10 protein-coding genes are annotated in these 12,731 nt (G+C 41.5%); 9 read left to right on the forward strand and 1 reads right to left on the reverse strand.

Annotated features, from left to right (window positions below; translation table 11 throughout):
* Window positions 1-400: 400 nt before the first annotated feature.
* The 9 genes from CSV79_RS06415 (at window position 401) to CSV79_RS06455 (ending at window position 11,657) form a co-directional block, all read left to right on the forward strand.
* Entirely contained in the window at window positions 401-2,275 is a 1,875-nt protein-coding gene (locus CSV79_RS06415; protein ID WP_099688218.1) for an ABC-F family ATP-binding cassette domain-containing protein, read from the forward strand.
* A 19-nt stretch (window positions 2,276-2,294) separates the two neighbouring features.
* On the forward strand, window positions 2,295-3,416 hold the full coding sequence (locus CSV79_RS06420; RefSeq protein WP_099688219.1) for a virulence factor: 1,122 nt from the start codon (window positions 2,295-2,297) through the stop codon (window positions 3,414-3,416).
* A gap of 279 nt (window positions 3,417-3,695) precedes the next feature.
* Window positions 3,696-5,414, forward strand: coding sequence for a hypothetical protein (locus CSV79_RS06425; RefSeq protein WP_099688220.1), 1,719 nt, complete (start codon window positions 3,696-3,698; stop codon window positions 5,412-5,414).
* Window positions 5,411-6,433, forward strand: coding sequence for a membrane dipeptidase (locus CSV79_RS06430; RefSeq protein ID WP_099688221.1), 1,023 nt, complete (start codon window positions 5,411-5,413; stop codon window positions 6,431-6,433). Before CSV79_RS06425 ends, CSV79_RS06430 begins: the two co-directional genes overlap by 4 nt.
* The gene (locus CSV79_RS06435; RefSeq protein WP_099688222.1) at window positions 6,415-7,215 is read left to right on the forward strand and encodes a DUF3726 domain-containing protein; all 801 of its coding nucleotides are present in this window, start codon (window positions 6,415-6,417) and stop codon (window positions 7,213-7,215) included. The genes CSV79_RS06430 and CSV79_RS06435 overlap by 19 nt, the downstream gene beginning before the upstream one ends.
* Before the next feature lie 32 nt (window positions 7,216-7,247).
* Window positions 7,248-8,720 carry an aldehyde dehydrogenase family protein gene (locus CSV79_RS06440; protein WP_233201385.1) on the forward strand — a complete coding sequence of 491 codons (1,473 nt, stop codon included), beginning with the start codon at window positions 7,248-7,250 and terminating at the stop codon, window positions 8,718-8,720.
* A 74-nt stretch (window positions 8,721-8,794) separates the two neighbouring features.
* Window positions 8,795-9,541: an IclR family transcriptional regulator gene (locus tag CSV79_RS06445; RefSeq protein WP_099688223.1), complete on the forward strand. Its 747-nt coding sequence runs from the start codon at window positions 8,795-8,797 to the stop codon at window positions 9,539-9,541.
* A gap of 17 nt (window positions 9,542-9,558) precedes the next feature.
* Window positions 9,559-10,002 (forward strand): RidA family protein, encoded by a 444-nt coding sequence (locus CSV79_RS06450; protein ID WP_099688224.1) that lies wholly within the window; start codon window positions 9,559-9,561, stop codon window positions 10,000-10,002.
* Window positions 10,003-10,070: 68 nt separating this feature from the next.
* The gene (locus tag CSV79_RS06455; protein ID WP_099688225.1) at window positions 10,071-11,657 is read left to right on the forward strand and encodes a BCCT family transporter; all 1,587 of its coding nucleotides are present in this window, start codon (window positions 10,071-10,073) and stop codon (window positions 11,655-11,657) included.
* 69 nt (window positions 11,658-11,726) lie between these two features.
* Here CSV79_RS06455 and CSV79_RS06460 read toward each other — a convergent pair whose 3' ends face one another.
* Window positions 11,727-12,650: a LysR family transcriptional regulator gene (locus tag CSV79_RS06460; protein WP_099688226.1), complete on the reverse strand. Its 924-nt coding sequence runs from the start codon at window positions 12,648-12,650 to the stop codon at window positions 11,727-11,729.
* Window positions 12,651-12,731 lie beyond the last annotated feature (81 nt).

Genomic DNA, 12,731 nt, shown 5'->3' on the forward strand with positions numbered 1-12,731 from the left:
AGGCGTACTTCGTTTCTGGCTCATTGCGGGAGCCATCCGCCAGCGCCGAAGTGGGTACAGTGATGATTACTTAACAAAATTCAGAAGCGGATCAAAGTGTCTAGAAATTACTGAATTCCTTACTAACTTCAACGTACTAAGCCACTTACTTCACCTCACCAAACGTAGGCGCCTTACAAGCGGTAGGCGGAGCAATAAGACGGATAGGCGTACTTCCTATCTGGCTTATTGCGGGAGCCATCCGCCAGCGCCGAAGTGGGTACAGTGACGAATTACTTCTTTACATACAGAAACGGACTGAAGTGTTTAGAACAAGGGACGGATATTCAACTCATTTTCAAGTTTTCCTTATTTCAGCTATACTAAGTACAGAAGGAACTTGAAGATAGGATGTGCCAAGATGAGTCAAGTAGTGATTGAGAAGTTAACCAAAACGGTTGGAGATAAAACATTATTTAAAAACGTGCAATTTACGATTTCTAGTGGAGAGAAAGTCGGATTAATTGGTATTAATGGTACAGGTAAATCAACTTTATTATCGATACTGGCAGGACAAGAAGATGCAGATACGCTTTCAATGGATCATCCAAATAAATATAGAATTGCTTTCTTGCCGCAGGAACCTGTTGTGAACCCTGAGTTAACCGTAATGGAAACGGTGTTTGAAAGTGATGCGCCGATTATTAAGCTAAACCTTGCGTATGAACATGCGCTCCAGGAACTTACAGTAAATTCTTCTGATCCACAATATCAAGAACGTTTCTCGCGTTTGCAAAATGAAATGGATGCGACGGACGGCTGGGATTTGAATGCGCAAGCTCGTACGATTCTGATGAAGCTTGGAATTGATATGTTTGACCGCAAGATGGGCGAACTTTCAGGTGGACAGAAAAAACGAGTGGCGCTTGCAAAAGTATTGATTGAGCCAGCGGATTTATTATTATTAGATGAGCCTACGAACCATCTCGATGTAGAATCGATTCGTTGGCTACAAGATTTTTTACTAAACGTACAAGGTGCTGTGATGTTCATCACGCATGATCGTTACTTTTTAGATCAAGTAGCTACCCATATATACGAGCTAGCGGATAAAACATTGTATTCGCATACTGGAAACTACGCGGATTATCTAGAATCTAAAGCGATGCGTTTAGAAATGGCTGCTTCATCTGAACAGAAAGACCGTAATCGTTACCGTAATGAGTTGAAGTGGATACGACGTGGTGCAAAAGCGCGTTCGACTAAACAAAAAGCTAGAATTGGTCGTTTTGAAGATCTTGAGGAAAAAGTGAAGCAGTCAGGCGATTCATTAGATTTCGAAATGGATTTGCAAACGACTCGTCTCGGCAAGAAAGTTCTGGAAATCCAAAATATTACGAAACGTTTTGGCGAGAAAGTCATATTGCATCCGTTCTCTGCGATTTTACAAGCGAAGGATCGTATTGCGATTATTGGACCGAATGGTGTCGGTAAAACGACGCTTCTCCACATGTTAGAAGGCTCGCTTACGCCTGATTCAGGTGAAATAGATACGGGATCGACTGTGAGAATTGCCCATTTCCATCAGCACACTCCGATTATGGATGAGAATAAGCGGATCATTGAATACATTCGTGAAACGTCCAATGATATAGAGACAGGTGCTGGTGAGCGTCTGTCTGCCACGCAAATGTTGGAGAGGTTTTTATTTCCATCCTCAGCCCACGGAACACCTATCGGGAAGCTCTCAGGTGGTGAACGGAAACGACTGTATTTATTGAAGCTATTAATGGAACAACCGAACGTGTTATTACTAGATGAGCCGACAAATGACTTGGACTTAGAGACGTTGTCTGTTCTTGAAGCATTCATTGATACATTTGCAGGTGTTGTCGTGACAATTTCACACGATCGCTTCTTCCTGGATCGTATTTCACGCAAACTTTGGGTGCTCGATGGATCGGGTGACGTACAAGTCTGGCTCGGTTTGTATTCGGATTTCTTAGAAGAAGCACCACAAAAGGAGCAGAAAGCAGCACCAATAGTTGAAGAGCAACCAGTGGAACAGCCGAAGCAGAAAAAGAAAATGACGTATGCTGAGAAAAAACAGTGGGAAACGATTGAAGCAGATATAGAAGCGATGGAAACAAAAATCTCGGAAACTGAGGAAGAAATGGCAGGCACAGGATCTGACTATGACCGACTTAGAGTGCTCGATGAACAGCTTGCAGAATTGAACAAAAAATATGAAGAACTAATTGAACATTGGTCTTATTTACAGGAACTAGCTGACTAACCTATTGGAGGAGATTTTCTTGAAAATAAAAATGATTGAACCTACACCAAGTCCGAACTCGATGAAAATCATTTTAGAAACAGCATTGCCTGACGGTACAAGTCATAATTATAAAAAGATAGATCAAGACCAAGCTTCTGAGCCTATTCGTTCGTTACTAGCCATCCAAGGCATAAAAGGCATTTACCATGTAATGGATTTCATGGCAGTAGAGCGAATCGGCAATGTCCCTTGGGAGTCCATTCTTGCTGAAGTGCGCGCTATTCTAAATGAAGAAGTCACTGAAGCAGAGACATCCGAAGAAATCCTACTAGATGAACATTACGGTGAAGTTTATGTTCATGTGCAAACGTACAAAGAAATACCGCTACAAGTAAAAGTGTTTAGCAGTGATTCGGAAAAGCGTTTCGGATTAAGCGAACGTTTTATCCAGGCAATGGAAATGGTTCATCATTCCGAGGTAGAAAACTATATTCTACTCAGAAAATGGGCAGACTACGGCATCCGTTATGGTGAACTGCAAGAAGTAGGAGAGCAAGTCGTGCAGGAACTAGAAGCCGCTTATCCAGAAAAACGGCTACACGAATTAGTAGAAAAAGCTGAACAAGCAGCTGACCAAACAAAAGTAAAAGGTCAGAAAGTGACACTTGATGAATTTGCGGTACCGGAATGGGAAAAACGATTCCAGTTACTAGACCAAATGCCAGACCCAGATGTTTCCGATTATCCTGTACTCACTCTTGCGCTTGAAGACGAAAAAATGTCGATCCGCAGATTGGCGACGGTATACCTTGGAATGATAGAAGACGAATCAGTCATTCCGTTTATCGAAAAAGCATTAGAAGACAAAAGTTGGGCAGTGCGTCGAACAGCAGCTGATTGCATGAGCGACCTCGGCTATGTAGGATTTGAATCAGCGGCTATTCGTATGCTGCAAGACAAAAACAAACTAGTCCGCTGGCGTGCGGCGATGTTCCTATACGAAACCGGAACAGAAAGCGCACTACCAGCCCTACACGCTGCTGAAAACGATAATGAATTCGAGGTCAAGCTTCAAGTGCGAATGGCTATCGCACGTATCGAAGAAGGCGAAGAAGCAAAAGGGTCCATCTGGCGTCAAATGACCGAGAGAAGTAAATAATCGTAGACAATAGACAATAGAAAGTACGTATAGGTGATTAACGAAGCGAAACAGTATCATCAATCTTTTTCATTTACTTTCACTATAAATTAAACAAAAAGAAACCTTTGAATCTAAAAAGATTCAAAGGTTTCTTTTATAATTCTTTTAATTTCGACATAAAGGATTGACAGAGTATAAGTACGGGTTTAGAATGAAGATAGAAATTCGGAAACGCATTCCGTTATTCGTAAAAGTGTAACTGCCACGATGGGGGTAGAAGAATGGAGGATGTTTGTGATGGTCAACAAAGTTATTATAAATACCGATGCACTTAGACCGGCATCTGAAGTAATGCAAATCCAAAGACTTGGCGTCATGCGCTCTACAAGTCTCAGCTTTTTACGTATTTTATGTCGCAAGATGATGCGTGAAGCCTGGAAGATTGAGCAGACCGCATTTGATTTAGACAAAGAAGGTTATGGAGAGGCTTTATATACTATTACTACCCCAAAAGGACAGTACACATTCGTTGCATTGTCCCGAGAAATTAGCGATGAGAATCGAAACGATCGCGTAATTTCAGAAAAGTGGGACGTTACATTTGCACTTTGCGAAGGAGATATTTCCGATAAAAAACTAAAACGAATGAAACAAGAACTACCAAAGCAAGAAATGGGTCGCGGAGATGTAACGGATCTCGTATGGTCCCGTGCAAATAAGAGTGAGCGTGTTTTTAACCACGTCGTGGAAGCGTTGTCAAAAGGCGAGCAACCAGAGTTAGAAATGCTTTATGATATCGGCTATTTATATAGAACGACTGCTGTTTACGGAAACGGCAAATTCGGTATCGCTCCTTATGAAAAGATGAAAGATAATCATACATTCAGCGGTGCGTTTTTAGCGCAAATGTTTGCAGTTTATATGCTACGTCATTTCAGTTTTGAAATGGTTGAACATATCGCACGTAACCGAAATCCACAAGCAGCTACATTGAACCCAGAAGTTAAAAAGCTATTGGGGACAGGGAATGCAACTGGACTTGGAATGGTACCTTACTTGATTTCGCATCCAAAGCTTTTGAATCAGTGGATTTGGATTCGTGAAGTAGCATTGGCACGTGCGAAGAAAAAGCATCCTTCAGTAGAAGACTGTCAGCGTTTAGTTGAAAATCTACAGCAAGTAGATACATTCTTTGAAGATGCACCGATTCCGAACATGCAAGTGTTTGAAAATCCAAGAGATTTGGCAAAAGAAATTGAAGAAATTTCAAGCCTAGTTCAGGAAGTTTGTTCAACTATCAACAATACCGAACAGCAAGAAAGAAGCGTTTGGTTCGACTTTACTGATAAAGTTCAAGAACGCTTTACTATAGAAGCACAGGAACTTATCAATTCTCAACTAATAGAATTATATCCAGACGTCATCACAGACCTGGAGCATCAGACAAATGCGGATGATGGGCTTCATCTAATACCAGAAATGTCCATCGGTGCATTACGTGAAATTATTGAAAATCAATATAAATGGGCATTCCAATATGATTTCACAGAACCAGATGAAAGATACTACTTCTGGTATCGCTCAGTAGAAAAAGAAGAACCAAGAATTGGTGAGCGTAACGTAGATCCAGGTGATGAGCTAGCGATGCCAATGAATATTGCAGAGCAAGTCCAACAGTTAGCCACGGAATTACAAGAGTGCGAAGATCATCAATTGGTTGCAGCATTCTTACTAAAGAAACCTGAATTACGTGGAATCGTTAGAAGAATTCAATCACTAGACGGACTAGAATATGGTGAAGTCCAGACCAATTTAACCGGTAAAGACTTGCTGCCAATCTATTTATTGCGCTGCAAGTTAGCAGTCTTCGGTGCAGAGCGTTTTGATCCTAAATCGAATCGATGGGTACGTATTACGTTATTCCAAGGAGCGCCACTAGTTGAGGAAATTGGAACAACTTCATTCCAAGATGATTGGTTCTATCCATTATTACCGAAAGCGGAGGAGATCAAATGACTATAGATATGAAAGATATGATAGTAATAGATGCATTAGAATTAAGTAACTGGGACCGTGATTTTGTTTTGATGCTACAAAAAGGCGGTGTCACTTGTGTGCATGCTTGCGTAGGTTTGTGGGAAAATGCGCGTGAGACATTGACCAAAGTATCGGACTGGCATCGTTTTTTTGCAGAACATAGCGATTTGGTCATGCCTGTAAAAACGGGTGCAGACATCGAAACAGCGAAGCGTATTGGAAAACTAGGTATTATCCTTGGTGCACAAAATACGTCCGCTCTTGAAGATGAATTAGGTTTAGTATCTGTTTTCAATGAGCTAGGCGTAAAAATCATGCAATTGACATATAACAATCAGAACTTAGTCGGTAGCAGCTGCTATGAAGAAACAGATCCAGGTCTTTCACGCTTCGGTAAGAACGTCATCTCCGAGATGAATCGTGTAGGAATGGTAATCGATTTATCACATGTTGGCACGAAGACGTCACTTGATACGTTAGCTATTTCTAGTCGTCCTGTAGCGATTACACATGCGAATGCGGATTGGATCTATCCAACAAAACGTAATAAATCAGAAGAAATCTTATCTGCTTTACGTGAAAATAAAGGTGTACTTGGTGTTTGTGCATATCCACACTTAATCAATGGCGCCAATACTACACTTGAAGAGTTCTGTGATATGATTGCACGCACAGCGGATTTCATGGGAATTGACCACGTAGGAATTGGAACAGATTTAACTCATAATATGTCCGTTGACTTCCTTGCGTGGATGCGTATGGGAAGATGGACACATGAAATTGATTATGGTGCAGGATCTAAAGATAGCCCAGGTTGGCCGGATTGGCCGGAATGGTTCCAGACACCATTGGATTTCCCAAATATCGCCAACGGATTAGCTGCTCGCGGTATGACGTATGATGAAGTTTCTAAAATTATGGGCGGCAACTGGCACCGGTTCTTTGCAGAAGGATTTAAGGCTGAGAAGGAGTTGGAGAAATGCGTGTCTCTCACTTAGAATTATATACCCATTGTAAAAAGATCTTCCAAGCGTGTGGAGTCCCTTATGGCTACGCGGAAGAAGGAGCTGAAACCGTAGCAAATGCGGAGTTCCTCGGTCTTTACGGCTTACAGCAATTGTCAGATGAATTGCCGAACTTACAAAGTGAATTCGAAGAGTTGGAAATATTGAAAGAGTCCGATCGAGTAACTGTTATAGATGGTGGTAAGCAGAGTGGTATGTTGCTTGGTAAGGCTTGTGCGGATTATGTGATTGCACGCCTACAAGATCAACCTTCAGCAGCAGTCTGCGTACGTGATGCGAGACCTTCTCGTGTACTCGTGCAACAAGCTATGTATATATCACGTAAGGGACTCGGAAGCATCATTGTCTATAAAAAACCAAGTCATTCTTCACTAATTATTTCTTCACCAAATTCTTCTTTCCCAATCATGATTCATAAGCGAGATAACGAAGATATTATGGAAGGGATTAATGAGGAACTAGGGTTGACAGGTGATGACAAACTAAAGTTACCGGCAGTGACTACGAGATTCTGCATATTTGGAACGACAAACATAGAAAAAGTGGATGAATTAATGGATACATTCCAGGACACTATAGATACGTCTTATATTTTAACGACAACAGATGATTTCGAACAAAGATGGGAATCGTCTTGGCAGTTCGGAACAGAGGTCAGTCGCGAACTTTGGATAGATCTGAACGAAATAGGCAAGCGTATGTTAGTAGAATCAACCGATCAATCGCGCGAACGCGGCGCAGGCGAAATGGCGTAATAACGAAATATAATAGCTGGAGGAGATTGTAAATGATGACAGTTAAAAACGAAGTTAAAGTATTGAAGAACTATATCAACGGTGAATGGGTGGAAACTTCAGGCACAGATATCCTTGAAATCAAAAACCCTGCAAATACAGATGAACTAGTTGTAACGGTTAAACAATCCAATGAACAGGATGCACAAGCGGCACTTACAGCAGCTGAACAGGCATTCCCGGCATGGAGCAAAACACCATCACCAGTTCGCGGAGAGTACCTATTTAAAATCGCAGAAATCATGCAAGCGGAAGCAGAGGAAATTGCGCGTATCATTGTAAAAGAAGAAGGTAAAACATACGGAGATGCGTTAAAAGAAGTTAATTACGCAGCAGGAATCGTTAAGTTCTACGCTGGCGAAGGCCGTCGTATGACAGGCCGCATCGTTGAATCTGATATGCCAGGTGTACAAATTGAATTGCATAAAGAAGCTCTAGGTGTTGTGTTAGTCGTAACGCCTTGGAACTTCCCACTATCTATTCCAGCGTGGAAGATCGCACCTGCAATTTTAGCTGGTAACACAGTTGTTTTGAAAGCATCTTCAGAAACACCATTAACAGCACAAAAGTTTGTTGAAATCGTAGAACGTGCGGGCGTTCCTGCAGGTGTTGTGAACCAATTAGTAGGACCTGGTCGTCTAGTAACAGATATGATCAGCCATCCAGCGGTTAAAGCAATCACGTTCACGGGATCAAACCGTGTAGGTAACTTAATCTATAAAGAAGCAGCAAAAGATATGAAGCGCGTATTGCTTGAAATGGGCGGTAAAAACCCACTACTTGTAATGGAAGACGCAGATGTAGATGCAGCAGTTCAACTAGCAGTAGCAGGTGGATATGGTCAAACAGGCCAAGCATGTACAGCAACTAGCCGTGTCCTTGTCCATAAAGACATTCGTCAAGAATTCACGGACAAATTAGTAGCAGCTTCTAAATTAATTAAAATCGGTAACGGTATGGATGAAGGCGTAACGATGGGACCTCAAGTGAGTGGTCCAGAGCGTCAGTCCACATTAGACTTGATCGAAGTAGCAAGAGCTGAAGGCGGAGAAATCCTAACAGGTGGCGGTATTCCTGTATTTGAAGGTTCGGATAAAGGATTCTTCGTAGAGCCTACAGTTATTGGTGGCGTGACAACAGACATGAGAATTGCACAAGAAGAAGTATTCGGTCCAGTGATCAGCATTATCGAAATTGAGTCAATTGATGAAGCGATTGAAGTAGCTAATGATATCGCATTCGGTCTATCCGCAGCGATTTGTACACGTAACTTAACGTATATGAACCGTGCATTAAGCGAAATCCAAGCGGGTATCGTCAAAGTCAATATGACAACGACAGGAACGTTTTTCCAAGCACCATTTGGCGGTTACAAGCAGTCAAGTACAGGAACGTACAAAGAACTTGGTAGCGAAGCAGTCGAGTTCTACTGCCAGAACAAAACGCGTTATATCAACAGCAACTAAGAACCGAAAAGAGGAAAGCTTGATCTTTCCTCTTCTTTTTACATTAATATATAACGTTAGGGGAGAGGATTGTTATGAAAAAGATAGCGGGAAAAGCACCTGAAGTATCTTCTACAGTAGTGCGTGCGATATCCGTCATCAATTACCTTAACGATGTATCTGGTCCTCAAGGAGTCAGTGATATTAGCAAGGGTTTGGGATTGTCTACGACGATTGTGCATCGATTGTTGACGACATTAAAAATTGAAGGCATGGTATTCCAAGATCCGCGTTCGAAGCTCTATTCTTTGGGTGCTATATTCTTAGACTATGCCAATAAAATATTGACGGAAGTGCCGATCTCGCCAGTTATTGAACCTTGGCTCATGTCACTGCGAAATGATACAGGTGAAACCGTGGGATTCTATATGCCCACTGGCCAAATGAGAATTTGTGTAATGGAGTATGAAAGTCAGCAAGAGATTAGACGTTCAGTAGGAATGGGAAATCGATTGCCCATACATGTTGGAGCGAGTGGTCGAGCGATTCTTGCCTTTCAATCGGCAGAGCTACAAGGGCGGGTATTAGCTACGTTGCCGCTTGATGAAAGAAAACGGTTAGAACAGTTGCTTGAAGACACAAGAGCGCAAGGATACGCAATAAATGAAGAAGAGATTACATCTAATGTAGCCGCATTATCGGCTCCGGTATTTGATAAGAAACGACGCGTCATTGGTGCATTATCCATATCGGGTCCATTATTCAGATGGAACCGCGATACGATGGAATCACATATAGCCGAACTATTGTCGGCAACTGAAGAAATTACAAACTCACTTTAATACAAAGGATGATTACAATGAGACCAGAAGATAAATTGAAAGAGCTAGGGTTAGAACTACCAGAAAAACGTGCAAAAGGTGGAAACTACATATCTTGCGTACGTACAGGAAATCTATTGTTTTTATCAGGATCCCTTTCTTACGATGTAATCGGTAAAGTAGGCGATACGTTAACGATCGAAGAAGGATACGCTGCTTCAAGACAAGCGATTCTATTTGCGTTGTCTACGATTAAAGAAGAAGTCGGTGAGCTGTCGAAAGTAAAGAAATTCGTTAAATTGCTTGGTATGATTAATACGGCATTCGACTTTACAGGACAAGCTAAAGTGATGAATGGTGCTTCTGATTTATTAGTGGAAGTGTTTGGAGAAGATGTAGGAGCACACGCACGGACAGCAGTAGGAATGATGTTACCTCGCGGAGCCGCTGTAGAAATTGACGTTATCGTGGAAGTGGAGTAATTTCTCCCCTTCTTCATCCGTTAAAAAGTAAGCGTTTACAATAATTGTCTCATTTAGGAGGTATGAATATGGGTAGATATGAATCAAAAACGGATCGTCCTGTCTTGGTAATCAGTGGCGGATTATTGGTCGCTTTTGTAATTGCTTCATTCGTTAATCTAGGGTTTGTGTCGGATATGGTGGACAAATCATTCGCTTTTTCAGTGAAATATTTCGGTGCGTTTTGGCAAATCTTATTATTGGGCACATTTTTAATTGCACTATTTTTAGCATTTTCTAAATATGGCAAGATCCGTTTAGGGGGTATGGAAAAGCCGGAGGTAGGCTATTTTAAATGGTTAGCTATGATTATGACGACGTTGCTAGCAGGCGGTGGTGTATTTTGGGCAGCTGCTGAGCCAATGTATCATTTTCTTGATCGTCCACCAACGTTTCCAGATGTGGTTTCGGGTACTGAGAGTGCAATTATTCCGGCATTTGCACAATCGTATTTACATTGGGGCTTTCTTGCCTGGTCGATTCTAGGAACATTAGGAACTATTGTCTTGATGTACGCGCATTATCAAAAAGGAATGCCGATGAAACCTCGTACATTACTGTATCCTTTGCTTGGTGAGAAAATCATGCGTAAAAGTGCTTTAGGTACAATCATAGATGCATTTTCTGTAATAGCAGTAGCAGCGGGTACAATCGGGCCGATTGGCTTTCTTGGTTTGCAGGCTGCTTATGGAATGGAAGCATTATACGGTGTGCCCAATACATTATTTACACAAGTCATGATAATTGTTGGTGTAGTAGTGATAGCGACGGTTTCAGCTGTGACTGGCCTGCGTAAAGGAATTCAGTTTCTAAGTAATTTAAATGTAATCATTACGTTAATTTTAATGGTTGCTTTATTACTAGTAGGACCAGGTGGTTTTATTATTAATACATTTATTTCAGCTAGTGGAGTACATATTCAGGAATTTATTGGATTGAGTACATTCCGCGGAGATTCAGCTTGGCTTGGTTCATGGACAATCTTTTTCTGGGGTTGGTTCTTAGGTTATGGACCGATGATGGCAATTTTTATCGCAACGATTACACGCGGACGTACGATTCGTGATTTAGTGTTAGCGGTATCTATTACAGCTCCGGTCGTAACAGCATTTTGGTTTACTGTTGTAGGGGGCACGGGGATCTTTTACGAAGTGGGTCAGCCTGGGGTTATTTCGGAAGCACTTAATGTTTCAGGAATGCCTGCTGCGATGGTCGCTATAACACAGCAACTACCATTTAGTTGGATGATTGCGCCACTTTTCTTATTAGTAACCATTTTATTTGTCGTCACAACAGCTGATTCGATGGCGTATACCATTTCAGTAGCTATTACAGGAGATGGTCATCCACCGAAAGTGATGCGCGTCTTTTGGGCTGTCATCATGGGGGCAGTTGCAATTGTATTATTAATGATTAGTGAAGGTGGAGTACAAGCGATTCAATCCTTTATTGTTGTAACAGCGATCCCTGTTTCCCTTTTGCTATTTCCTACTTTCTGGGCGGCTCCAAAAGCTGCGAAAATTATGTATGAAGTCCAATTTGGGCCAGAGGCAGAAAAAGAGGTAGTAATGGGAGAAGCTTTAGTTCAGCAATCAAGCTCAACTGAAAATGTATAATAGATCAATGGATGAACCTTGTCACTTCTGGCAAGGTTCTTTCATTGTGCAAAACTACCGTTGACAAGTTTATTCCTTGTCAACGGTAGTTTTTTTGTTTAAAACGGTAAGTTCTTCACTACTTTTTAGCAACTCTATGAAGACTTGTAATGCTTTCGTTTGAAAGGGGGAGTTCGTAACAATGGAGAAATTTCGTTTGAAAGGAGTACCTTTTACTGGCAATAGTGCTAAATCGCCGTAGTGAAGTACTTTTTGAATTGCCCATTGTGAGACCAGACTGATGCCGAGTCCTGCTTCGACTGATTCCTTAATGGGCTGTGTGCTACTAAATTGCATAATACGTGAGGGATAGAAGCCGGATTGAGAAAAGAATAGTTCTGAGGCTTCACGAGTTCCTGAACCTTCTTCTCTTAGCAACCACATGTCATTGGCCAATTCATCGATAGATATCCTATGGTTTTTCTGAACTAATGGGTGGTTGCGAGAGGCTATGATATACATCGCATCTTCCGCGAAGTCTTCGTTTTGCAACGGTTCGGCTTCTTTAAAGTGGCCTTCAATTAGTCCAACATCTAGCTGATGATTAATGACTAGCTCAGCAATCTCTGCTGTATTACCAATGGTTACTTCGGGCTCGATCGATGGATAGTCTGATACGAGTTTGGACAATATATGTGGAAGTACATATTCGCCGAATGTGTAACTTGCGCCTATTTTTAATGGACCACTAGCTTTATTTGTTAAATCATCGACTAAGTTTTGCATCTTAGAATACAAACCAACGATTTCTTTCGCATGATGATAGACGATTTCTCCCGCTTGATTGAGTCGAACATATTTATTGGTACGCTCTAGTAAGCGCACACCGATAGATTCTTCAAGTGAACGAATGTATTGACTGACTGCTGGTTGTGTCATATGCAGTTCTTCCGCCGCCCTAGAAAAGTTCTTTCTTTCAGCCACTGTAATGAATACTAGTAGTTGGTGATCCACTGAAGCAACCCCTCTTCTCGTATATATATTTACTTATCATACCTATTATAAATAATTATTTTTCTTATAGCTAGACTTTTC

This window comes from Sporosarcina sp. P13 (assembly GCF_002743055.1).
Taxonomy (GTDB): Bacteria; Bacillota; Bacilli; order Bacillales_A; family Planococcaceae; genus Sporosarcina.